General features: G+C 67.2%; 25 protein-coding genes. 9 read left to right on the top strand and 16 right to left on the bottom strand.

Annotation, left to right across the window (positions count from 1 at the left end; genetic code table 11):
• Positions 1–75: 75 nt before the first annotated feature.
• Positions 76–1236 (bottom strand): hypothetical protein, encoded by a 1161-nt coding sequence (locus BST17_RS06380; protein WP_083056273.1) that lies wholly within the window; start codon positions 1234–1236, stop codon positions 76–78.
• Between the two features lie 65 nt (positions 1237–1301).
• On the opposite strand from BST17_RS06380, the gene BST17_RS06375 reads away from it, so the two are divergent.
• Positions 1302–1958, top strand: a complete 657-nt coding sequence (locus BST17_RS06375) for a L,D-transpeptidase family protein (RefSeq protein ID WP_083056271.1) — start codon at positions 1302–1304, stop codon at positions 1956–1958.
• A 9-nt stretch (positions 1959–1967) separates the two neighbouring features.
• Here BST17_RS06375 and BST17_RS06370 read toward each other — a convergent pair whose 3' ends face one another.
• Positions 1968–3041, bottom strand: coding sequence for a spore photoproduct lyase family protein (locus tag BST17_RS06370; RefSeq protein WP_083056269.1), 1074 nt, complete (start codon positions 3039–3041; stop codon positions 1968–1970).
• A gap of 3 nt (positions 3042–3044) precedes the next feature.
• On the bottom strand, positions 3045–3998 hold the full coding sequence (locus tag BST17_RS06365; protein ID WP_083056267.1) for a TIGR03557 family F420-dependent LLM class oxidoreductase: 954 nt from the start codon (positions 3996–3998) through the stop codon (positions 3045–3047).
• Positions 3999–4081: 83 nt separating this feature from the next.
• Between BST17_RS06365 and BST17_RS06360 the strand changes: the two genes are divergently transcribed.
• Positions 4082–4534: a hypothetical protein gene (locus tag BST17_RS06360; protein ID WP_133053514.1), complete on the top strand. Its 453-nt coding sequence runs from the start codon at positions 4082–4084 to the stop codon at positions 4532–4534.
• Here BST17_RS06360 and BST17_RS06355 read toward each other — a convergent pair.
• Positions 4519–5181: a TetR/AcrR family transcriptional regulator gene (locus BST17_RS06355; protein WP_083056262.1), complete on the bottom strand. Its 663-nt coding sequence runs from the start codon at positions 5179–5181 to the stop codon at positions 4519–4521. The genes BST17_RS06360 and BST17_RS06355 overlap by 16 nt on opposite strands.
• A 124-nt stretch (positions 5182–5305) precedes the next feature.
• Between BST17_RS06355 and BST17_RS06350 the strand changes: the two genes are divergently transcribed.
• From BST17_RS06350 to BST17_RS06340, 3 genes are read left to right on the top strand one after another with little or no spacing between them, the layout of a single operon-like run.
• The gene (locus tag BST17_RS06350; RefSeq protein ID WP_083056260.1) at positions 5306–5992 is read left to right on the top strand and encodes a hypothetical protein; all 687 of its coding nucleotides are present in this window, start codon (positions 5306–5308) and stop codon (positions 5990–5992) included.
• Positions 5989–6798: an SDR family oxidoreductase gene (locus BST17_RS06345; protein ID WP_083056258.1), complete on the top strand. Its 810-nt coding sequence runs from the start codon at positions 5989–5991 to the stop codon at positions 6796–6798. The genes BST17_RS06350 and BST17_RS06345 overlap by 4 nt, the downstream gene beginning before the upstream one ends.
• Entirely contained in the window at positions 6795–8237 is a 1443-nt protein-coding gene (locus BST17_RS06340; protein WP_234807560.1) for a cytochrome P450, read from the top strand. The genes BST17_RS06345 and BST17_RS06340 overlap by 4 nt, the downstream gene beginning before the upstream one ends.
• Positions 8238–8239: 2 nt before the next feature.
• Here the strand turns inward: BST17_RS06340 and BST17_RS06335 are convergent, their stop codons facing one another.
• Complete coding sequence (locus BST17_RS06335) at positions 8240–8734, bottom strand: TspO/MBR family protein (RefSeq protein ID WP_083056256.1); 495 nt, start codon at positions 8732–8734, stop codon at positions 8240–8242.
• A 119-nt stretch (positions 8735–8853) separates the two neighbouring features.
• On the opposite strand from BST17_RS06335, the gene BST17_RS06330 reads away from it, so the two are divergent.
• The gene (locus BST17_RS06330) at positions 8854–9297 is read left to right on the top strand and encodes a MarR family winged helix-turn-helix transcriptional regulator (protein WP_083056254.1); all 444 of its coding nucleotides are present in this window, start codon (positions 8854–8856) and stop codon (positions 9295–9297) included.
• Positions 9298–9335: 38 nt separating this feature from the next.
• Here the strand turns inward: BST17_RS06330 and BST17_RS06325 are convergent, their stop codons facing one another.
• From BST17_RS06325 to BST17_RS06290, 8 genes are all read right to left on the bottom strand, one after another.
• Positions 9336–9590 carry a metallothionein gene (locus BST17_RS06325; RefSeq protein ID WP_083056251.1) on the bottom strand — a complete coding sequence of 85 codons (255 nt, stop codon included), beginning with the start codon at positions 9588–9590 and terminating at the stop codon, positions 9336–9338.
• A 344-nt stretch (positions 9591–9934) separates the two neighbouring features.
• Positions 9935–11221, bottom strand: coding sequence for a sensor domain-containing phosphodiesterase (locus BST17_RS06320; RefSeq protein ID WP_083056249.1), 1287 nt, complete (start codon positions 11219–11221; stop codon positions 9935–9937).
• A gap of 69 nt (positions 11222–11290) precedes the next feature.
• Positions 11291–12073: a TauD/TfdA dioxygenase family protein gene (locus tag BST17_RS06315; RefSeq protein ID WP_083056247.1), complete on the bottom strand. Its 783-nt coding sequence runs from the start codon at positions 12071–12073 to the stop codon at positions 11291–11293.
• Positions 12074–12079: 6 nt separating this feature from the next.
• Positions 12080–13117: a D-alanine--D-alanine ligase family protein gene (locus BST17_RS06310; protein WP_234807559.1), complete on the bottom strand. Its 1038-nt coding sequence runs from the start codon at positions 13115–13117 to the stop codon at positions 12080–12082.
• Positions 13110–14456 (bottom strand): ATP-grasp domain-containing protein, encoded by a 1347-nt coding sequence (locus BST17_RS06305; protein WP_234807558.1) that lies wholly within the window; start codon positions 14454–14456, stop codon positions 13110–13112. Before BST17_RS06305 ends, BST17_RS06310 begins: the two co-directional genes overlap by 8 nt.
• On the bottom strand, positions 14453–15292 hold the full coding sequence (locus tag BST17_RS06300) for an O-methyltransferase (RefSeq protein ID WP_083056244.1): 840 nt from the start codon (positions 15290–15292) through the stop codon (positions 14453–14455). The genes BST17_RS06305 and BST17_RS06300 overlap by 4 nt, the downstream gene beginning before the upstream one ends.
• Positions 15289–16512, bottom strand: a complete 1224-nt coding sequence (locus BST17_RS06295; protein WP_083056242.1) for a sedoheptulose 7-phosphate cyclase — start codon at positions 16510–16512, stop codon at positions 15289–15291. The genes BST17_RS06300 and BST17_RS06295 overlap by 4 nt, the downstream gene beginning before the upstream one ends.
• Before the next feature lie 27 nt (positions 16513–16539).
• Positions 16540–17205, bottom strand: coding sequence for an HAD family hydrolase (locus tag BST17_RS06290; protein WP_083056240.1), 666 nt, complete (start codon positions 17203–17205; stop codon positions 16540–16542).
• A gap of 197 nt (positions 17206–17402) precedes the next feature.
• Between BST17_RS06290 and BST17_RS06285 the strand changes: the two genes are divergently transcribed.
• The 3 genes from BST17_RS06285 to BST17_RS06275 all read left to right on the top strand — a co-directional run bounded on the left by BST17_RS06285 (position 17403) and on the right by BST17_RS06275 (position 20151).
• Entirely contained in the window at positions 17403–17984 is a 582-nt protein-coding gene (locus tag BST17_RS06285) for a TetR/AcrR family transcriptional regulator (RefSeq protein WP_133053513.1), read from the top strand.
• Positions 17985–18307: 323 nt separating this feature from the next.
• On the top strand, positions 18308–19177 hold the full coding sequence (locus BST17_RS06280; RefSeq protein WP_083056232.1) for an MEDS and STAS domain-containing protein: 870 nt from the start codon (positions 18308–18310) through the stop codon (positions 19175–19177).
• The gene (locus BST17_RS06275) at positions 19174–20151 is read left to right on the top strand and encodes an anti-sigma factor RsbA family regulatory protein (protein ID WP_083056230.1); all 978 of its coding nucleotides are present in this window, start codon (positions 19174–19176) and stop codon (positions 20149–20151) included. Before BST17_RS06280 ends, BST17_RS06275 begins: the two co-directional genes overlap by 4 nt.
• A 29-nt stretch (positions 20152–20180) precedes the next feature.
• Here BST17_RS06275 and BST17_RS06270 read toward each other — a convergent pair whose 3' ends face one another.
• The 3 genes from BST17_RS06270 to BST17_RS06260 are packed head-to-tail and all read right to left on the bottom strand — an operon-like array spanning position 20181 to position 23415.
• Entirely contained in the window at positions 20181–21506 is a 1326-nt protein-coding gene (locus tag BST17_RS06270; protein WP_083056228.1) for a glycosyltransferase, read from the bottom strand.
• The gene (locus BST17_RS06265; RefSeq protein WP_083056226.1) at positions 21494–22489 is read right to left on the bottom strand and encodes a glycosyltransferase family protein; all 996 of its coding nucleotides are present in this window, start codon (positions 22487–22489) and stop codon (positions 21494–21496) included. The genes BST17_RS06270 and BST17_RS06265 overlap by 13 nt, the downstream gene beginning before the upstream one ends.
• On the bottom strand, positions 22486–23415 hold the full coding sequence (locus tag BST17_RS06260) for a WcbI family polysaccharide biosynthesis putative acetyltransferase (protein ID WP_234807557.1): 930 nt from the start codon (positions 23413–23415) through the stop codon (positions 22486–22488). Before BST17_RS06260 ends, BST17_RS06265 begins: the two co-directional genes overlap by 4 nt.
• Positions 23416–23443 lie beyond the last annotated feature (28 nt).

Below are 23443 nucleotides of genomic sequence, written 5' to 3'. Positions count from 1 at the left end.
CGCACTTATTTAGTGCGACTACCCAGAGTAGGCGCGACCACGCGGGCCGGGAAATCGATTCTCGACCCGGGACTGTCAGCGTGCGGTGCGCAGATCGCGATGCCGCGCGGCCTGATAACGATGCCTGGCGGCGATGGCCACCTCCATATCGGCCAGCAGCGGGTCGAGGAACTCACGGCGGTACTCGCCGTCGCCGACTGCGCGCGCGCTGACGTACATGAAGGTGAGCGCGGTGAGGAACGCCGTGACGTGCAGGTGCGCCACCGACACCGGCAACGTGATGTCGAACCAGACGCTCTGCGCCGCGGCTCCGCCGGTCAGCTTGTCCGAGACAGCGGGATTCAGCACGATCAGGCCCATCGTGAAGAACACCGCGCCCGTCACAGCGGCGAGGATCACCATCTGGGTCACCTGTGAGATGGTCGCCACCAGAAGCAGATTGGCGCGCTCACCGCGCCGCAGCGGGGTGGTTTCGACGTTCTGCGGCAGCCCTTCGAAGGGGGTACCCACCAGACCGTGGTGTGCCGCGGGGAGGTCCGGAGCGGGCAACAGATCGCGGATGCCGGAGATCAGGAATCCCACCGCTATCGCAGCCAGGAAGCCGAGCAGCAGGCTCATCCGGGGCACATCGAGGTCCGTGGCGATGGTCCAGACCAGGGAGTTGAAGAAGACGAGCACCGTCAGCAACACCACCGGCAGGGTGCGGATGATCAGTCGGCCTGCCGAGCGCAACTGGTGCAGCGCCACCCGTGCCGACCATCCCAGTACCGACCCCACACCGGTTGCGGTGGCGATCAGGATGGCGGCGACGACCGACAGATCGACGACGGTGTCCTGCAGCAGGCCGGCGGCGTCGTCGCCGAACCAATCGGAGGTGAGGCCGACCGCGACCGCGACGGTCGATGCGGTCCACCGGGCGCCGGGGCTGCGGATCCGCCCGGCCGCTTGTCCGGCCAGCGCCATCGCGATCGGGATGCATCCGAGCACGATCAGGGCCACCCATTGAGATGCCGTCGGGTCGTCGTCGATGTCGATATCCCGGTCGCCGGAGGCGATGGTCGCCACCAGGCTCATGACCATCAGCACCGCCCAGGCGACGAGGGCGGGTGCCGACCGTGGCACGACGCCACGCAGTCGGGAGCTCACCGGCAGCGCCGACGGCAGCCCCCGGCGCAGAAACCAGCCGTCGGCGTCCGGTATGACGGCGGCGCTGCGGGTCGGCCCAGATTCCGGCATGGGTGCAAAGCTATCCGGCCGGACGCGCACAATGGGGTCGACGCATCGACGGGAGGACAGCACGCATGTCGAAGGGATTCGGGCGCTTGATGGCCTGCACGGCGGTCGTGCTGCTGGGCGCGCTGGCCTCACCGCCCGCGTCGGCTCAACCCGTGCAGTCGCAGCTGATCGTGGTGCAGGCACCCCGGGCCGACTCACCGGTCGGCACGCTGACGGCCTACGAGATGGTCGGCCGCGACTGGCAGCAGGTTCTCGGGCCGATCCCGGCCGATCTCGGCGAACTGGGTGTGGGTGAACCGCAGGATGATGTGTTCCGCACCCCGGTCGGCACCTTCCCCCTCGGGATGGCGTTCGGCCGTGAGCCCAATCCGGGGACCGCCCTGCCGTACACCCGCGTCGACGACCAGGACTGGTGGGACGAGGATGTCGACTCCCCGACCTACAACACGCTCGTGCGGTCACCCACCATCCCGTCCGAAGACGCCGAAAATCTGGGGCGGTCGGGCGTGATGTACGACTACGCGGTCCTGGTCGACCACAACCCCGCCCGCATTCCCGGCCGATCGGCGGGCATCTTCCTGCATGTCACCGACGGCGAGCCCACCTGGGGCTGCATCGCCGTCGCCCGCGATGACATGCGCGCGCTGCTGCAGTGGCTCGATCCCGCCGCATCGCCAAGGATCACGATCGGGGTCGGCGAGCAGATGCCGCCGACCGGCTGAGAATCGACCTCAGAACGCGTACCGGATCCGGCACGTCGGCAGCTTCTCGGCCACCAGATCGGTCAACTGTGCCACCCACCGACTCTTCCACGTCGTCTTGTAGCGGACATTCCACTGGCCGTTCTGGCTGCGCTTGAGTTGCTGCAGGTCGGGCCGCCAGAGCAGGTCTTCGGCCTTGGGGTGCCAGCCCATGTTCACCTCGTGCAGTGCCTCGTTGTGCGTCAGAAAGATCACCTCGGCGGCGAGTTGGGCCTTGGTGCGGTCGTTGGTGTTGTCCGCGATCTGCTCGAGCAGTTCCGACCAGTCGGCCAGCCAGTTCTCGTGCACCACCACCGGACTGAAGTTCAGGTGGACCTCGTAGCCGGCGTCGACGAAGTCGTCGATGGCCGCGATCCGGTCGGCGATCCGGGAGGTGCGGATGTCGACCAGCTTGGAGGTCTCGGCGGGCATCAGGCTGAAGCGGATCCGGGTTCCGCCGCGTGGGTCGTAGCCGAGCAGGTCGCGGTTGACCAGCTTGGTGGCGAAGCTGGCCTTCGCATTGGGTGTACGGGTGAACAGCGCCACGAGGTCACGCACATTGTCCGAGACCAGCGCGTCGACCGAACAGTCGTTGTTCTCCCCGATGTCGTACACCCAGCGCGACGGATCGCATTGATTGGGAATGGTTTTGGGGCCTTGACGGGCGGCATGCCGTTTCAGGTAACCGATGATTTTCTCGATGTTGGCGAACACCGTGACCGGATTGGCGTAACCCTTGCGCCGCGGCACGTAGCAGTAGGAGCACGCCATCGCACAGCCATTGGCGGTGGACGGCGCGATCCAGTCACTGGAGCGTTCGTTGCGGCGGGCCGACAGACTCTTCTTCTCGGCGAGCACCAGCACTTCGCGTTTGATGTTGACCCAGTCCTCGACGTTGCCCGCGTTGCCGTAGAGGCCCGGAATCGACTGGTGTGAGGGCACTTCGATCAGTTCGGCACCGGCGAACCGATCGAGTACCTGTTGGGCACGCGGAAACCGATCGATGTCCGGTTCCAGATAGATCCGTTTGACATCGAGCAGGCGGTGGGCCAGGTCGGCGGACACCGGTCAGCGCAGCTGCGGAAGGACGTCGCGCTGCCAGGCGGTGAAGAAGCCGTCCATGTCCGGGCCCATCTGCGAGACATACACCTCATCGATATCGGCCTCCACGTACTCGCGCACCTGCGCGGCATGCTTGTCCGGGTTCGGTCCGCACGCAACGGAGTCGGCGATGTCCTGTTTCGGTACCAGCTGCTGCAGCGCGGCGAAATCCTTTGGCCGCGGCAGGATCTGCGAGGTCTGACCAGGTAGGCCCTGGTTGCCCCAGATCCGGTGGGCGGTGTCGACGGCAGCATCGGCATCGTTGTCCCAGCACACCTTGGTTCCGGCCTGCACCGGCTTGTCCCCGCCCCCGGACTCGCGGAACGTCTTCACCAGGTCGGCCTCCGGCGTGACCAGGACATAACCGTCGCCGATGCGGCCGGCCAGTTCGGCGGCCTGCGGCCCGAATCCGGAGACGTAGATCGGCAGCGGCTGTTCCGGGCGGGTATAGATGCGCGCCTCCTGCACCTCGTAATGCACACCGTGGTGGCTCACCTCGTCACCGCCGAGCAGCAGCCGGATGACGTCGATGGACTCTTCGAGCATCTCCAGCCGGACCCCGACCGACGGCCACGGGTCGCCGAGAATGTGCTCGTTGAGCGCCTCGCCACTACCGACGCCGAGCACGAACTTTCCGTCCAACTGCACCGCGGCGGTCGCGGCGGCCTGGGCGATGATCGCGGGATGGATCCGCATGGTCGGGCAGGTCACCGCGGTCGACACCGGCAGTGAGGTGGCCTCCGACAGCGCACCGATGATGCCCCAAACGAACGGACTCTGACCCTGTTCGTCGTTCCACGGATGAAAGTGATCCGAGATCCACAGTGCCTCAAACCCCGCGTCTTCGGCCCGTTTGGCCTGGTCAATCAGCTGCTTGGGGGTGAACTGCTCGCTCGAGAGGAAGTATCCGATCTTTGCCATGGCGCAGGACTACCCCGCCGGGGCGCGTTTACTCCCGACGCGGCTCCGGGTAACCCGCCGTCAACGAGATGGAGGTCAACGAGATGCGAAGCGGAAAGCACGCGCGGCGGATGTCGCACAGCACGACGATCAGCTTGACGATCTCCTTCGCCGTCGCGTTCGCTGCGGTGGTCACCGCGCTGGTGATGAACATGGTCGGTACGACCGACCCGGCACCCACTCAGCAATCGGCGCCGGCGCCGGCGGTCAGCGCCGTGCAGCCGGTGACGCAGGAGGGCCGGCTCATCGCGGTCTCGCCGACCTCGCTGACCGCGCTGGGCGCCGATGGCGTCGCCCGGACCTTCCTGGTCGACGGGCAGACCCACGGGATCACCCCGGCCGGCAGCCAGATCGGCGGGACGGCGGGCGCCTTCGCGGTCAATGATGAGGTCTCGATCATCGGCGTCGCGCGGGGTGGGGACAAGGTGGCCACTACCGTCGTGCACCGCGACGCCACGGGTCCGCAGGGCCCGCCGATGGATTACGCCTTGCCGTGATGGCGGGCGCGCGCCACGTCGGCTGCGCCGTTACCGGTGATCAACCACAACGTGGCCAGGCTGTCGATCAGGTCCTCGACACTGACCTCGGTGGTGCCGTTGACGAACGCCAGGATCGCATCCGCCGTGCCGCCGATGATGAAGGCCGGAGCGACGCGGGCGAGCGGGTCGGATTCCAATTCGACGTCATGCACGGTCCGGGCGTGACCGATGAGGACAGCTGTCAGCCCGGTCATGACACTGTCGCGATGCTGTTGCACCGCAGCCGAACTCGATACCGAGCCGAGTAGCACCCGGGCCTTTTGCGAGTCGGCGGTCAGCGTGCGGACCACCGCCTCGACTGCGACGTGTGCTTGCCGCTCCAGCGGCTCGGTCAACGCCTCGGCCACCGCCGCCAGGGTGGTGTCTCGCACCTCGGCGGCGATCCCGTCCACCGCGCCATTGGCCACTTCGTCGAGGTCGGTGAAATTTTCGTAGAAGTAACGCTTGTTCAGGCCGGCGGCCGCGCACAGCTTGTCGACCGTCATGGTCCGCCAGCCGTTCTCGGCCATTGCCGCCACCGCGGTGTCGAGCAGCCGGGTGCGACGCTGCAGCCGACGCTCGTCGGCGCTGCGCCCGGCATAGCTGCGCCGCGGGGTCTCGGACATCCCGAGATCGTCGCACCCGTCGGGGCCTCGTCGCGAACCGGCCGTTGACACCACGCATTCATTCTGGCACGGTTCAGTACCAGAAATAAGTGGTACAACTTCGTGCCTGATCAAGGGAGTGCGCATGACCACCTTGCCTATCAACACCAAGCAAGCAAACAAGGCCGAACCACAGAGCATGTCGGTACTCGACGACCTGCGGGTGACGGCCGGGAGCACGCCGACCCTGGCTCGCCGGCTCGGCTGGGACTACCTGCGCGAGCTCGGGCAGGCTGGACGGTTCGATCAACTGGCCGAGCTCTTCGCCCACGGGCACGCCCCGGCGGGACCGGATGGTCCGATGGAGGGTCTGATCATCGGCAAGCTGTTCGGCATCCCGGAGACCTATCTGGCCAACCCGCTGATGAAGATCGATCCCACCTGGCGGGGCAAGACCTTCGACATCGCCTCCGGCACCGGCTTCAACCGGCTGTCCCCGCTGGGCCGATTCTCGCTCCGCGCTGTCGCGCCGCTCTACAGAGGTCTGCGCAGAGTGGGCCGCGAAACCGTCGGCTTCGAGTTCCGGCACCGGATCGATACCGCCGCCATCGCGCCGTTCATCCAGGTTCGCGCGTTGGACTACGGCGTCGAGGAGTACCGCAATCCGAGTGTGCGGACCTTCCCGATCAAACGCACGCGCGACGAGGTCGTAGAACTGACGCCGGGCCTGTACCTGGGGCGCGCTCTGCTCACGCTGCCCAGCGGCGAGGTCCGGTTGATTGCCTACTTCGGTCTGCGTGAGTTCAGCGACGAGAAGGCCGCCCGGGCATGATCACCCTCGACGGTGCGGTCTGTTGCATCACCGGTGGGGCTCGCGGCATCGGGAAGGCCACTGCCGCCGAATTGGCCCGCCGCGGCGCCAAGGTGTGGATCGGCGACCTCGATATCGCTGAAGCAGAGCGAACCGCCGCCGAAATCGGCGCCAGCGCCGTCCATCTGGACGTGACCGATCCGGCGAGCGTCGCCGCCTTCCGCGACGCAGCCGGCGTCGACGGCCCGCCCGACATGCTGGTGAACAACGCAGGCATCCAGTACATGGGAGCCTTCGTCGACACCCGCCTGGAGCTCTACCACCGCGAGGTCACCGTCAACTTGATCGGACCGATCAACGGCGTGCACGCCTTCCTTCCAGGCATGCTGGCGCGCAATCACGGGCACATCGTCAACGTCGCCTCGATGGCGGCCAAGGTGACCACCCCGGGGATGTCGGTGTACTGCGCCACCAAGTATGGGGTTGCAGCGTTCTCCCGCGCTGTTCGTGCCGAAATCGATTCCACAGCAGTCACACTCAGTACGGTGATGCCTACCGCGGTACACACGGAGCTGACCGCCGGGGTGTCCCTGGAGTTGCTGCCGACGCGCGAACCCGAAGACATCGCCAAGGCGATCGCCGACAGCGCTGCCCGCCCTCGTCGCGAGATCACGGTGCCCCGCTGGCTGGCCCCGATGGGCACCATCGAGGAGGCCACCCCCGAGCCGGTGCTGCAAGCGCTCAAGCGGATCGCCACCTTCCGACGCCCACCCGGGGACTACGACCCCGACGCCCGGCGCCGCTACCTGGACCGGATCGGACAGTGACGACGCTACTGCCGGGCGAGCAGCTGGCATCGGCGAAGCTGCACCTGCAGGCCGCCGCGGCCGCGGTGACGTCCCGGTACCCGAGCCAGGAATATCCGTTGGCCCGGCCGCCCGACGGATCCGGACTCAAACCGGTGCTCGGCAACTACGGATTCCCGCTCATCGGGCACGTCCTGAGTTCGATCGTCGAACCGCTCGAGTTCGCGCGACGGCGGTACGAGCGCTACGGTCCGGTGTCCTGGGCCGGCGGCGTCGGTTTCCGGATCGTGCAGTTGATGGGGCCGGAAGCTCTGGAGACGGTGTGGGTCAACCGGGACAAGGCGTTCTCCAGTACCCGCGGGTGGGCGCCGGTGATCGGACCGTTCTTCCACCGCGGCATCATGCTGCTCGATTTCGAGGAGCACCGTGACCACCGGCGCATCATGCAGCAGGCGTTCACCCGGTCCGCACTCGACGGATATCTGAGCCTAATGCGTCCCGGGATCGCGCGCACCGTCGAAAGCTGGCCCGCCACCGAGCGTTTCCCGTTCTACGACGGGGTCAAGAAGCTGCTTCTGGACCAGGCCGCCGAGGTGTTCGTCGGAGCACACCTCGGCGCCGAGTCCGACCGGCTGTCCGAGGACTTCCACGACACGGTGTGCGGTGGCCAGGCGCTGATCCGTGCCGATGTCCCCGGCGGTACCTGGGCGCGGGGGCTACGGGCCCGCGAACGCCTGGAGCGCTACTTCGCCGGGCAGGTGGCGGCACACCGGGCCGGCGACGGCGCCGATCTGTTCTCGATGCTGTGCCACAGCCGAAGTGCCGACGGTGACCGGTTCAGCGATCAGGACATCGTCAACCACATGATCTTCCTGCTGATGGCCGCCCACGACACCAGTGCGATTGCGATCTCCATGCTGGTCTACGAGTTGGCCCGCAACCCCGACTGGCAGCACCGACTCCGCGAAGAGGCCTGGCACATGCCGAACGACGAACTGGGCGTGGACCAACTGGACCGCGACTACCCGCTGTTGGACGCCGCGTTCAAGGAGATACTGCGCATGTACGCACCGGCGGGCACCCTCTTCCGCCAGGCGGTCAAGGACACCGAGGTGGCCGGCCACTACATCCCACGCAAGGCTCAGGTGGCGATCAACGTCTACGCGTCGATGCGGCTGGCCGACTGGTGGCCGGACCCGGATCGGTTCGATCCCGACCGCTTCACCGGTGGTGGCGCCGATTTCGGAGCCGTCAGCCGATACGCCTTCGCACCGTTCGGCGGCGGGGTGCACAAGTGCCCGGGCCAGCAGTTCGCCGATATGAACGTCAAAGCCGTGATGCACCAGTTGCTTCGACGATTCGTCTGGTCGGTGCCCAAGGGCTACCGGCCCCGGATGACCTGGGGCACGGGCCCCACACCGGCAGACGGGTTGCCGGTCTCGCTGCGTCGGTTGGACTGACCTCAGCTGTTGAGCGACCAGATTGAGTAGTTCAGCATGGTCGCGAAGAGCACCCACGCCAGATACGGGACGAGCAGTACCGCGGAGAGGCGGTTCACCCGCCAGAACAACGCGATGGTCGCGGCCACCGCGATGTCGAGCAACAGGATGTCGATGAGCGCCACACCACGCCATCCGAACCCGAAGAACAGCGGTGACCACAACAGGTTCAGGACCAGTTGCACCGCATAGACGATGATCGCCGGATTGCCGGGCCGGGGGTCGCGTCGCCATACGAGCCACGCTGCGACCGCCATCAACACATACAGCACGGTCCACACCGGACCGAACACGTTCGGCGGCGGCGCCCAATCGGGTTGCGCCAGCTGTCCGTAATCCCCTGCGGCATCGATCGATGCCAGCCCCCCGAGCGCAGCGACCAGCGCGACGGCGATCAGTGAGACGATGAGCGCGGGGATGTGGTTGGACCGGCGGGCGGTCGAAGTCTCAGAGGGCATCGGCGTCCTTTTCTGCTCACTGCTCGGCACTGTTGCGGTGCTGACACAATCTCGGGTGACTCCACCATATTGTTCAGCCTGCTGAATAATTGCAAGTGTCGGTGAGAGAGAGGTCCTTGATGGACGACTTGGACGGCTGGCCGACGGGTCGGTTGCTGTCGATGGCGGCGCGGCTCGTCGAGCAGTCCTGGGAACACGTGCTGCGCGAATACGACCTGTCCAGTGCGGGACTGGTGGTGCTCCACGTGGTGGCTGCCGCGCCGGCGACCCAACGCGAGATCGCCCACGCCTGCCGGGTGACCGACCAGACCGCAAGTCGCACGATCGAACGGTTGGAGCGTCTCGGGTACGTCAGCCGTCAGGTCGATCCACGTGATGAACGCCGAAAGTCGGTGACGAGCACCCCGTCCGGGCGGCAGGTGTATGACGCGCTGCTGCAACGCGAGCGGCATGATCCCTCGCTGGTGGCCGCGACTGGAGATGACGAGCCGGTGCTGCGGCGGATGCTGCTGGGATTGATCCGGAAGCAGCAAGCGCAGCGGGGCCCCGAGCCGACCGCCTGACTACGGTGGCTGTCCCACCGGAGTGCGTGACGGATTTGTCACGCCCCGGACGGCACCGGATAGCGGTCGTTGATATCGGCGCTGGAGGCCTTGCGGGCGCAATGGGCGCAGCAGAAGATGCCCTCATCCGCCTCGACGCCATGGCCCAGTATCCGGCATCCGCAGTGGGCACATTCGGGTGCGAGCTGGACGGCGGCGCATTCGACGCTGTCGAAGGTGGCTGAGCGTCCGTCCGCAAACGTCACCGAGAACGCCTTGTCGTAGTCGTTGCCGCAGGTGTCGCAGATGGCCATCGCACGCTCCTCATATCGTCGTATCGCAATACCGGCACGGGTGCCCGGGACGCCGGACCTCAAACCGATGAGTACCTGGCCGGATTACATTCGCGCAGCTGTGGGTATGAATCCCGGCGCACACGCGGGCGTAGGAGGTCAGCCATGAGGACAACGGTGGAACGGGGCACGGCGCGCTGCCCCCGCTGCGGTCGGCAGGCCGACTACTCCTTCGCTGCAGGTGAATCCGACTCACTGTGGTACGAGGTGCACTGCGGTGGATGCGGTCATGAACATTCGGAAGAAGCCGGAACCCTCGCCGCCGCATGACCGTCTGAGAGCCAGCCACATCGACGATCCACCGGTCAGGCGCCGGCGGCGTGTATCCGGCCCAACAGCAGCCCGCCGACTGCGGCCACCAGGCTCCGATCGAAGGTCAGCACGAAGTCGAAGAGTCGGTCGTCCTCACGCACAGGCCCGCGCGGCGGCCTCTCGCGGGCAATGAGCGCCGAAGCTGTTCGTGGTCCCAGCGTCACCACCGTCCATTCGAGGCACAGTGGATCGGTAGCGTCCAGTTGGACCCCGCGCACCCCCGGGGCCGGCACGGCAGGCACACCACGGCCCAGAATCGCGGTCAACGGCGCCGTCCGCGCGAGGGTCTCGTATCGACGCAGCGTCGACGTCGAGAGGTTCTTGCTGTCCTGGACCGCGGCGAAGATCATTGCCGGATCCACAGTGTCGGCTGCCTGACGCTCGATATGACGCGAGAAGGCCGTGAGTGTCTCTTTGCGCGCCGTGCGAACGGAAACGCCGGGCTCTCGGGCAGCACGATCGAAAGGCGAATCCGCCGGCCGGGCGACCGGGCGTGGCACCGTCCTGTCCGGCAAGAGTGCGACACGAGGGGCCACAGTGGCCAGATCCTCGATGCCCGGGGTGTGCGGGCGCCCGAACCTGAATCCCTGGCCGAGCGCGGCGCCGACGGCAACTGCCCGCTCGAGATGCAATTCGCTCTCGATACCCTCGGCCACGATGACGGCACCGGTGCGCTCGTGGTAGGCCAGCACCGCGGCCAAAGTCTGTGATTGATGTCGATGCGTTTGACCGTGAATGAGGTTGAAGTCCAACTTGATGACGTCCGGTTCGACGATGTCGAGCAGGGCCAGCGAATCCGCATGGGCTCCTACGTCGTCCAAGGCCACCGCGAAGCCGTCGCAGCGCAGTTGCTCGACCTTGCACAGCAGTGCCGCCGGATCACTGAGCAGACCCCGCTCGGTGAGTTCGACGACCATGACGTACTCGGCCGCAGCACGAGACAACGGCCCACCGTCCTGAGGTACGTACCGGCTTGCCGGTTCGCAATTCACTGCCAGCATGCTTCCGCGCGGTAGCCCGATTTCGAAGGCCGCATTCACCGCAGCGGTGATACAGGCCTGGTCCAGCGAATCCAACCGCTGGGTGCGTGCGGCGTGGGCGAACACGGAAACGGGATCAGGTAGCCCCGCCCGCGGCCACCTTGCCAAGGCCTCGTATCCGACGATCTCTGATCCTGGGAGCGACACGATCGGCTGAAACGACATGCGCAGGCCCTCGGCACGTACGGCGGCGTCCAGATCCGCGCCGGGATCGCTGTCTGCAGCAGTTGTGACAGCCATTCCGTTCAGTACAGCACGGCAACCCGCTTCGCGCCGAACATTGGGGTACCGCAGCCGTTTACACGTCAGTCAAAATCTTCGGTCGGCCGCATCGCCGACCATCCCCCGGTGCAGCACCCGGTCCCCGACGACACCGGTGTGGTCGGCACAGTGCATGACGCACCGGTTGTCCCACATGACGACATCCCCTGGCGCCCACCGATGACGCAGAACATTGTCGGCGCGCGTGGAGAACGCGAACAGATAGCTCAGGGTATGCGCGGCCTCATCCTCGGTCATCCCGCTGACGGCCACACACCGTTGCAGTGCAGTCAGATACAGCGACATGCGGCCGTTCACCGGATGTCGGCGCAGCAGGGGATGCACGGCCGAGCACTCCTGCCCATCGGCGAGTGCGACACCGGTCGCGATATGCGTCACAACCCGGTCCGCCAGGCCTTCGCGGATGTTGTCGGGCAGCGCGTCGTATGCGCGGTACTGATTGCAGAACAGGGTCTGCCCGCCCTGATCCGGCACGGTGACCGCGCGCAGTGCGGTGTAGGCGGGCGGTGACCGCACATAGCTGGTGTCCACGTGGAAGGTCGAGCGCGGCGGCCGGGTACGCCCGACGTTGCTGACGACGTTCAGATCCGGATGGGTCGGCACCGGTGTCTCACCATCGGTGAACCGGATGTCGCCGAAGCTGCGCAGGAATCGCAGCAGCGCGTCATCGTCGGTGTGCTGATCGCGCAGGATCACCACACCGTGGTCGGCCAGCACCGTCCGCAGCCACGCGACCTGTGGCGCGTCGAGGGCGTCGACCCGGATTCCGGTCACCTCGGCGCCCAGCGGCATCAGGGCATTGGCATGCATATGTCGTCACCTTCCGGCGAGTTCGGCCAGGGAGTCGTCGAACAATTGCCGTACATCCGTCCCGGCGGCGGCGGCCATCATGGCGATGACGCTGCTCGGCGCGAACGAGCAGTACAGTCCCGCCTCCAGGAAGAAGGGTTCGCCCGCCGGGTCGATCCGGAAGTCGAACAGGCTGTAGTCACGGCACCCCAGCGCACGGTGGCATCGTTCGGCGGCTGCCCAGACCCGTTGCGTCACCGGGTCGTCGGTGGGCACCATCCAGGCCCGGTCGGTGCTCTTGGCCACCAGGTGCAGCGCACCATCGGTGTCGCGGTCCAACTTGTCCGCGCCGGTGCGGATCGGCTTCGACGCCGCGTCCACCGCGTACTCCTCCAGCGGCAGTGGTAACAGCGCACCGTCGCGCACCACGATGCCGCACCGAACCTCGCGGCCGAGCGGTATGAACGATTCGACGAGCACCGCGTCGTCGTGAACCAGGGCGTCGTCGACGGCACGGTCGTAATCACGGGCATCGGTCACCAGCGTCACACCCACCGAGTTGTCCGCCGACACCGGTTTCACCACAACGGGATAGTCCAGGTCGGTGCGGGTGCGGTCGTGCACGACGCGTCCGGCAGGTACCCGCACGCCGGCCGCGGCCACCACAGCCCGGGCCTTTGCCTTGTCCGCGCCCAGCGCCATGACCGCAGCGCTGCTGCCGATGTACGGGATGCCCAGAACATCGAACAGCGACCGGTAGGCGGTCATGCCGGGCAGACAGAACATCTGCGGGACCATCACGTCGGGCGCAATGCCCTCGATATGAGATATGGCCTGCGACAACGACATCTGTGGCGCTGCCGCCAGCGACTGTGGCGACAGGTCGGCCGGAAAGGACCACCGGCCACCTGGCGTCACATGGGCCACCAGCATCCGGTTGCGCCGCGGGTCCGACAGCGCGTCGAGGCTGGCCCGGGCATACAGCTTGGAGAGCTCGGCGAAGAACTCGTCGACCGGGGAGCCGACGAGTTGGAGCACCGTGGGCACGGTGGCGGCGTCAGTCACCGCCGGGCTCCACCAGCTTGCCGATGTTGAAATCGATGCGGCTCCACCCACGCCCGCTACGCAGGTTGTGCAGCAACAGGGACGGGATCTGGAGGTGGTGCACCAGCAGGTAGGGCAGCGGATCCTGCCGGTCGAAGATCGCGTCCTTGCCGGAGATGATGCCGCGCAACCGGTTCCACCTGCCGGGCTGGGTGAGCAGGCGCCACAGCTCGTGATAGATCCAATAGGTGGCCCGCGCACTGTGATCCGGCACCACGATCGGGTGCCCGTCGTCGAGATACGCCCGCGCCACCCGGGCATCGTCGTAGAACATGGTGATCGCCGAATGGGTGCGCGGATTGCACTCGATGGCATACACCCGGCCGTCGGCGGCCTCGATGAAATCGAACGACACCTGGCCGGTGAGATGCAAGCCCGCCACGAACCGCTCAACCCACGAACGGATTTCGGGGTGGTCGACGTGTGCGTAGTTGACCTGGAAGGCCGATGATTCGCAACAGCCGTAGACCTGCACCGCGCCGTCGCGCACCGTGCTGTGCGTGCAGTACTCCTGGCCGTCGACGAACTCCTGCAGGATCCAGGGGTCGTCATCGGAGATTCCCAGTGACCGGGCGAACTCTGCATTGCGCCGGGGCGTGTCCGCGGACAGCCGGGTGAGGTCCATGCGTCCCACCGGGTTGTAGGCGATGCGTTTGAGGATGTAGCTGCGTCCCGCCGGGAATGCGAAATGCTCGATCTGGGTGGGATCGGTGATCCGGTGCGAATCGGGGACCCGCAGTCCCATGGATCGGGCCAGCTCACTGAACCGGGCCTTGTCGTCCAGCGCGCGGACGGTCTCGGCGTCGGCGTGCAGCACCTCGCACCCGCCGCGCAGCAGGTCCCCGACGGCGGCGTCGTACACGCTGGCCGCCGGGCTCGACACCGGTACGAACACGTCGACGCCCTCGCGGCGCACGATGTCGGTCAGTGCGCGGGCGTAGCCGGGGTGGCCGGGTTCGGGGACGATGAGGAAGGCGTCGACGCAGCGGGAGAACCGGTGGCCGGTGAACCGGTACTTGGCGGATTCGACCAGGACCACGCGGTGTCCGGCGGCATGGAAAGAGCGCGCCAGTTGCAGCGCCTTCGTCATCTTGCCACCGGTGATCAGCACGGTCCTGGCGGCCTCGCCGGCCACGGCCCGCCGCGGCGCCGACCCGCCGCGCATGAGAGCCACCGCGACGACCGCAAGGTCGATCGGCAGGGTTGCGCACAGCGCGGCCAGCGCCGCGAGAGTGCGTCCGGCGTTCGCAGCACCGCGGTCGGCAACCGTGGTGCGGGCTGCGTGCGCGAGACTCGTCACCGACCGGCCCGACGGATCAGGGTCACCCCGTCACGGAGCGGGAGGAGAACCTGCTCCACGCGTGGGTCATCGGCGATGGCCCTGTTGAACGCCGAGATCGCCTCGCCGTTGGCCGTTCGCTGCTGATCGAGGTAGGGCTGCCCCTGCATGAGGGTGTTGTCGACGACGATGACCGCGTCCGGACTCAGCAGTGGACTGTCGAGCAGGTAATCGACGTAATCCAGATAGCCGGCCTTGTCGGCGTCGATGAAGACGAAGTCGAACGGCTCACCGCCGACGGTCTGTGCCAGGGCGCGCAACGTGTCCATCGCGGGTCCGACGGCGACCGTGATCCGCTGCCCCGCCGGGGATACCCCGAAGCTCTGCTGGGCGAACCGGGCGACCTCCTCGTCGACCTCGCAGGCCAGCAGCGAGCCGTCGGCGGGCAGCGCCTCGGCCATCGCCAGCGCCGAATACCCGGTGAACATCCCGATCTCGAGGACGCGCCGCGCGCCGCTGAGCCGGACCAGGAACTTCAGCGCCTGCCCCTCGACATGGCCGGACAGCATCTCCTGTTCCAGGAACACCGCTCCGTCGGGGGCGTCCCGGTTGGCCCAGTCCGTCTCGGCGGTGCGGGCGGCCAGTCGCGCCAGGTCCTCGGACTCCGGCGTCGTGCAGTCCGCCACGTACCGGTCCAGTCCCGCGGCCAGGTCACGGGCACGCCGTAACCGATCGGCGAGGTCGCCCGGCGCGCCGTCGGCACCATCGAGCGCACGTACCAGGTCGTCGAGCTCGGCGGCCAGGATCGTCGTGGGGGTGACGGGCCGGGCGGCCCTGGCGGCCGTCTGCCCGCTCACACGCGACGGTCCGGGCCGGCGGGGGTGAACATGTCCACGCCGTCTCCCCCGCGGTCGAACTCCAGGCACAGCTTCTTGTGCAGCGTCAGGGTTTCGGCCAGTTCCTCGGTGGTGACGTCGTTGAGAAAGCGGCAGCGTCCGATGGGATCGGGGACCGCAGCCCGCAGTTGACCGTCACGGGTCTTGAGGATCGACTCTGTCGCCGCGGCAAGCAGTTCCGGGGTCAGGTGCTCGCTGTCGAGGGCCAGGCCCAGAGTGCTCATCACCCCGAGTACGCGGTCGCGCTCCGCGGCGGACAGATGGCCGCGAGACTCGGCCAGCGTGGTCGACAGAGCCATGTCGATGTTGATGGCGTGGCCGTGGAAGAAGGGCCGCTGCGGGGTGAGTTCCAGCGTCGGGCTCCAGGTGTGGCCGAAGGCGATGACCCGGTCCAGATCGATCTCGTGCAGGTTGGGCGCTTCCAGGTCGAGCATCGTGGCGATGGCCTGGAAGGTCAACCGGTCACCGATCTCACGCAGTTCCGGGGTTCCGTCAAGGTAACCGAATCGCGTGCGCAGCAGATCCGCCCCATGGGCATCCAGCAGATCGAAGATCTCGGCGTTGCCGACGACGGCGATCTTGATCAGCTCGGCCATCCCGTTGCGTACCTGGTCCTCGGGAAGCGTTCGCAGAAAGGAGAAGTCGAGAAAGACCCGGCTGGAGGCGTGGTAGGCGCCGAGTCGGTTCTTGTGCTTTCCGTGGTTGACGGCGACCTTGATGGACACGCTGGCATCGATCAACCCGATGAGCGTGGTCGGGATGCGGATGTAAGGGGTGTTACGCCGGTAGCTGGCACACGCGAACCCGGCGACGTCGGTGGTCAGTCCGCCGCCGACCACGAGGACGGGTTCGGTGCGCACCAATCCATACGCATCGAACTCGCCGACGATTCGCTCGAAGGTCTTCAGGGACTTGGCGGTCTCCCTGATCTGGATCGGGAGCACGGTCAACGTGATCCCGTGGTGGGCGAAGTACGCGTCGATCTGTGCGCGGTACAGCGCGTACACGGTCTCATCGACGACCATCAGGGCGCGTCCGTAGTGCCGGTAACAGTCGGCCAGAGCGGATTGCTCGGGGTCGAAGACGCCGTTCACATACTGCAGGTCGTACTCGATCTTCTCGTAACCCTCGACATGAAACGTGCTGTCGGACACGGTCACTCGGGCCTTCATGGTGCTCATGGTTCGGTCTCCTCGCAGTGCGGTCGGTCAGGACTTGACCAGCGCGACGACGTCGTCGGCGCGCAGCGCGTCCACCGTCGTCTGCGCGGGGGTGAAATCGCCGCCCGACGTGTTCTCGTTCGGGAAGGCGATGCAGGTCAGGCCGGCAGCGGTGGCCGCCTGAACTCCGCCGGCGTTGTCTTCGATGGCAACAGCGTGGGCGGCGTCTTCACCCAGTTGATCGAGCGCGTAGCGGTAGGCTTCGGGGTCGGGCTTTCCCGCGCTGACCGACGAGCTGTCGACGATCAGATCGAAGGAGTCGCTGTCGATTTCGGGGGCCAGCGCCGAGAGCAGGGACCGGATGTTGTCCGCCGAGGTCGTCGTGACGAAGCCCAGCCTCAGTCCGTCCTTTCGGGCGCGCTGGATCGTCTCGGCGACGCCGGGACGTGCGGACACCTCGGCCGAGGACAGCAGTTCCTGGAATACCGCGGACTTCGTTTCGTGGACGGCGCCGGCATCGACATCCTGGTTGTGGTCGCGGGCGTACTGGGCGATCCGGTCTTTGCCACCGTTGCTGCCCAGCATGGCCCGGTAGTCGTCGCGCGACCAGTTCCAGTCCAGGCCGTGTGCCTCGAAGGCCTCGTTGAAGGCCCGTCGTTGCAGTTCGGAGGTGTCGGCCAGGGTGCTGATGGAGCCGAAGAACAGTGCGGACATGGGAATCCTTCCGGTTGTGCGCGCGCCTGTAGCCGGCGGCCGCGCTTCTCGATCCCGTGAAAAGCCTCGCCTACTGCTGGACGAGAAGTACAGTTCTGATCAAAGCGTTCACTCCCGAACTTGTCTACCACTAATGGACAAAAAGTCCATTAGATAACTTTTGCGGACTGGTAGCGCGACTCGGCAGGGAGGTGACGGTGGCACCGGCCGACGACGGGTCCGCAGAGACCCAGGGCCAAGACGCCCGTGTGGCGCGCACCCGAGCCGACGTCAGTCGAGCGGCGCTGCAGGTTCTCATGGAGGAAGGGTGCGAAGCCCTGTCGCACGCGCACGTCGCCGAGATCGCCGGGTACTCCAAGACCACGCTGTACACGCACTGGCCCGCGCGCCTCGACTTGATCATGTTGGCGCTCGACGCGCTGGGCGAGATGCCGCATCAGGAGCGCACCGGTGATCTCCGGACCGATCTGGTCGGCGAACTCCGGGTCTTCCGGCAGGCCGTGGTCGACCTGCGGCTCGATCACATCCTGTCCGTCATGGCCCATTGGGCATCGGTCGAGGACATGGCGCGGGTGCGCGACCGGATCAACGGTGAGGGCCAACGGCCGTTGCGGGACATGCTGGCCGAGGTGCTCACCGGCGCCCGACTCGACGCCGCCGTGTCGATGCTCACCGGCGTCGTCGCCTGTCCCTCATTGATGTTCGGGACCTTGCCCGACGACGCGGTGATCGACGCCGCCGTCGATGTCGTGCTGACCGCGGTCGGGTCGGCCGGCTGACCCGCAGACCGGCGCCAAGGACGGTATCGGTAAAAAGATTGGCGCACAGCCCTTCACCTTCATGCCGCCGTACCACGGAAGGCCGTGACGGCAACACTCAGGCACCCGGCGAGGGCTGTGCGCCGGGTGCCTGATCTATCGGAAAACTAGGTCTTGTCCGGGTCCATGGCGTCCTTGATCTTGCCCGCACCGCGCCCGGCCAGGTGTCGTGCCAGATCTCGACGTTGCGGTGTCGATCCCTCATCCGCCGGAGTTGAGCCATATTTCGCGACGTTTGCTGCTTGTGCGGTCAACTCGCCGTTGCAGGGCCTAGAGTCGACGGGATGCGAGCGTCTCGAGTCCTCGACTCCGTCGAGGGCTACGGTCGCCATGACCATCTGTGCCTCGCCTTCGACAACGCCGACGAATACGCCGCCCGCGCGCATGACTTCCTCGCGGACGGACTCGCTCAGGGTTTGCAGGTGCACTACGTCTTCGACGGAGGCACTCACACGGATGCGAGTATCCAATCGATCCGAGATCGACTGTTCGCTGAACTCGCGCCGCGCCGCGCCGACGCCCTGAAGGTGACATCGATCTGGAGCACCTATGGAGTGGGACATGTCGTGTCGGCGGAGGACCAGATCGCGGTATATGCCAAAGCGACATCGGCGGCGCTGGCGGCCGGGTTCACCGGCTTCCGCGTCGCGGCCGACATCACCGCCCTGGTGACCACCCCCGAGCAGTTGGACGCCGTCGCGCACTACGAGCACCTCATCGACCGATACATGAGTCGGCACCCGATGTCGGCGATGTGCGCGTACGACCGCTCGGTGCTGGGCTCCGGCGCCGTCACCCGAGTGGGATGCATACATCCGGTCAGCAACGTCGGCACGTCATTCCGTTGGCACGCCGCCGACCCGGTGGCTTCGCCGACATCGGAGGCGGTGGCGCTGGCGCTGACCGGCGAGGTCGACCGGTCGACATACGACCTGTTGCGCGCCGCGCTGGATCGCACCGACATCGCGCGCGGACAACCGGTCGTGCTGGACGTGGCCGGACTGACCTTCGTCGACCACCACGCACTGGCTGCAGTGGACGACCTGGGGCGTCGGTACGACACGCAGATCGCCGTGCTCAACGCCGGGCACATGGTGGGCCGGATCGCCGAAATCATGGAGTTCGAGCACCTGACCATCGGCCGGCCGGAATGAGATCCGGCGCGGCGGCCGGCACCGACGGCTACTTCCACGAGGCGGCGTTCTACGGCAGCGACGACGAATTCCTCGCCATCGTCCTACCCTTCGTCACCGACGGGGTGGCCGCCGGGGAGCCGACGCTGGTCACCCTCGCCGAGTCCAACAGCGCGCTGCTCGAATCGGCCCTGACGGACACCGCCGGTATCACCTTCATCCCGGCGGGCACGCACTACGCCCGTCCGGCCACGGCCATCCGGTCCTACCAGGAACTGATGGCCGACTACACGCAGCGCGGTGCCGCCCAGATCCGCATCGTCGGCGACGTCCCCCACCCCGGATTCGGTGCTCCCTGGGGATGGTGGGCCCGCTACGAAGCGGCCGTCAACGACGCGTACGCCGCTTTTCCGGTGTGGGGTTTGTGCCCATACGACGTGCGCACCGCCTCAGCCGCAGTCCTCGCCGATGTCGCCCGTACCCACCCGCGACTGGTGACCAGTGATGGCCGGCATCTGCAGAATCCCGAGTTCGCCACGTCCGCAGTCGTTCTCGATGATCTGATGAATGGTCCGCCGTCGGCGGAACCGGGCCCGCCCACGATCGAGTTGTTCGATCCGACGGCGGCGGCGGCCCGCTCGGCCGTGCAGAGCGCTGCCGCCGGCGGTCCGACAACGGTGACCGCCGGGGAGGTGCAGGATCTGGTCTTCGCGGTCAGCGAGGCAGTCGAGAATGCCGCCGTGTACGGCGCAACCCCCGTGCGGGTGCGGGTGTGGCGGCATGTCGATCGGCTGGTCGCACACATCACCGATGCCGGGCCGGGTCCACGCCACCCACTGACCGGCCTGATCCGTGCCGTGGACTCCGCGTCCGCCGGTGTCGGACTGTGGCTGGCGCACCAGATGTGCAGCGACGTCACGCTGCACCGCAGCCCGGAGGGCTTCACATTGCGGGTGGCCGTGGGAGCGGCCGTGCCGCACGCAGCCGGTCACTGAGCCGTCGCATCGGATCCCCGGTCGCGGTGTCACCAGGACAGATCCGGATTCGCCTCGCCACAGCTCAATTCCACTACCGCCGCATCCAATCGGACGGCCTCACTGATCTCCGCGGCGTCCAGGGTCCACCGCCGTGCACGACTGATTGCCCAGGACGCCCGGCACCGCACGCCCGTCCCGTCACCGCGGACATCGACCTCACCGACCCCTGCGGCGCTACAGAGGCCCACGATCGCGTGGACCGATGCCGGTCGCATGACGGCGCGTCCGTCGACGTCGATGACGAAGCGGCACCGGCGCAGCACGTCCTCGGGCACGGCGCCGGACCGGACCCGAGGATCGTCCAGCTCGAGGGCCGCCAGCAGATCATGGTCGTCGACCCAGACGCCGACATCACCGTGCAGGAAGCAGCCGAGGGTGCGCAGCAGGGACGCCGCCGTGTGACTTTCCGCGGCGACCCGGACGACGATGTCGGGAATCGCGTACCACACCCCGTGGGTGCGGGCGTCGGGATCGGTGATCCGGCGGGCCAGCGCCATCGCCTCGCGGTTCTTGCGGGTGATCCGCTCCGCGACCGGACGTTCGCCCCAGTCCGGGCCGTCATGCCAGGCCACCGCGTCCCGGGCGTGGTGCAGAACCGCACCACCGGCCATTGCGCGGTGCGCGAATTCCCAGTCCTCGCCGCCGTAGTGGGTGAACGACTCGTCGAAGCCACCCACGTCGTGAAAAAGCACTGAGGTGCAGCACATCACCGCGCTGATCACGTAACGGTAGGAACGGTGGTCGACACGCAGCAGGTCGGCGCTGCGCGCATACTCGTCGCGAAGCCAGGACGGCTCGGCCAGTTCCAGGGGGCGCAGTTCGCCTGTCCACCAACGGGATAAGCCATCCGGGGTCATCGCGTTCAGATCCGCGTGCCGACGGCGGCCCACCACCAGGGCATCAGGCAGGACGGACGGCAACGCAACGATGCGCCGCAGGTAGCTGGGTTCCGGGATCGTGTCGGCATCCAGGAAGCACAGCACGTCGGCATCGGTGGCATTCGCTCCGAGGTTGCGGGCGGCGGCGGCCCGGAAGCCCAGGTCTGGTTGCCGGACCACCCGGACACCACTGGGCACGGTCGGCGCCGCAGCGGAACCATCGTCGGCGACGATGATGCTGAGCAACTCGGGCGGGTAATCCTGCAACGTCAGCGCCCGCAGCACCAGACCCAGCTGGCGGTGCTGGTTGTAGAACGGGATCACCACCGCGACCGACGGGGTACGACCGCTGATCGGCGGCGCCAGGTCCCATCGGTTGCCGGGCACCGTGTACCTGTTGCCCGGCAGCGGAATCGGCTGCGTCACCGGTGCCATTGCCGGAGTATCCGGGCGTACTGTGCCGCCGCATCCGCCGCGGTCGGTGTGCATCGGGTGTCCTCGGACAGCCAGGTGAGCGCGGGTTCGTCGAGGGCTCGTTTCAGCGCCGTCCGCAGACCGATCTCGGTGTCCGGATACAGTTCGAGGGCGTCGGGATTGCGACGCATGATCTCTTCGCTGTAGCGGTTCACCGGCGCCAGCGGGCGCCGGCCCACCCCCAGCCAACTGTTCAGGGAGCCCGACGCGGACACGTGCCGGTGCGGTGCCACCGGCACCGTCACCGTCCGCAGGATCTCGACGAGACCGTCCTCGACATAACCGGTCAGCCGGAATCGCACACCGAGATCGGCTGCCCGGGAACACAGTTCGTCGGCCAAATCCTCATGCCCGTCGGAAGGTCTGCCGATGGCGACCAACTCGGCATCGCTGCCCAAGTGCCCCAACGCCGTGAGCACCTCGTGGTGTCCCTTGCCCGGGTACACATAACCGAAGACGCCCACCGAAATAGTCTTGGTCGTCACGATCTTGGCCGCGGGCTCGAAAACGACGGGCAGTGGGACCACCGCCACCCGCTCCGGCGCGTACCCGGCGAGCAACCGGTGTTCGTGTTCGCTGTTGACCACCACCCCGTGCACCTGGGCGCAGACCGCGGCATAGGCCTGGGTGCGACGGGTGAAGTTGTGCCCATCGGACGGCTGCGGGAGATCGTGCAGTGTGGCGGTCACCCGGCAGCCGACGGCCGACGCGCGGCCGACCACCTCCGCCACCACCTCGGCGGCCGCCTGTGGTGACCCACCGAAGAGCCGGTCGGTGAACTGCAGATGGATGGCCGGAGGCACAGCACGCCAGTCCAATTGGTCGGGATGTTCGACGTGCCACAGGGCCGACTCGGTGGCACGGGCCATGGCCGCATGCAACTGCAGGCCGAACTGCGTCACACCGTGGCGCGGCGGCCCCACGACCAGGTGGGTCAGCGTCATCGCAGTACCGCCGCGCTCAGGCCCAACAGGTCCATGGTGTGGCCGTGGCGTTCCACGGCAAGCGGTATGTAATCCGGGTTGGCTCGGTACCAGTCTAGTTGGGCGTTGTGCACCCGAATCGGATCGACCTCCTGGTTGCCGACACGCCATCGGGGACGGCTGGACGCGTCGAGTCCGTGCGCGTTCAGGACCCGCTCGTCGAGCGGCGCGTACACCGAGGACAGCAGTTCACGTTCGCGCGCCACCGGTTTCGCGTCGACATCCAGGTGGTTCAGGATCCGCGCGGCGAGGTCCAGCAGAACCGGATTGCCCGGATGGTTAATGGTGTGGGCTGCGGCGGCACCGTGCCCCAGCAGCACATCGGACACACCGATGTCGGTGTGCAGGTGTTCGCGGCGCGCCAGTTCGGCGACGCTGGCCTCGGCGACGGTCCGGATGGCGTCCGCGGAGACCTGCACGTCGAACATGTCGACGCCGTCGCGCGCGGCCACCACCGTCCGCAGATCGTGATACGGCACCACCGGTGGAACCACCGAGCGGTCGGCGGGGTGGCGGACGATCGCCTGGAACGGATACAACCCGGCGTACCGGATGACCGGCCAGCGGACCACTCGGCCCGCGGGAGGCAGAACGGCAGCCAGATCAGCGGTGCCGATCGGTAGGTCCCGATAGTTCGTCCTGATGGGCTGGCTGAGCAGCACGGAGGTCTGCGCGAGCAGCGCCCGCAGGAACGGGAGATCGGTGCTCTCCAGTTCGTGGACCGGCGGCATCCGGGCCGTGCGGTACGGGCGGTCCGGCACCGCGTCCAGGACCAACCGCAGCGCCTCCGCCTGACAGTTTCCCACCACCAGCCAGAGCGGCCGGTCGTCGGCCGCCGGCTGGTAGAAGTCGCGATAGTGCCGCGCGCGGCCGGAATCGAAGGTCACCATGTCCAGCGTAAATGTCGCGCCGACG

The sequence above is a fragment of the Mycolicibacterium bacteremicum genome (assembly GCF_002086115.1).
Lineage (GTDB): Bacteria > Actinomycetota > Actinomycetes > Mycobacteriales > Mycobacteriaceae > Mycobacterium > Mycobacterium bacteremicum.
Note: the sequence above shows the minus strand (reverse complement) of the source record. Positions and strands in the feature narration are given on the sequence as shown.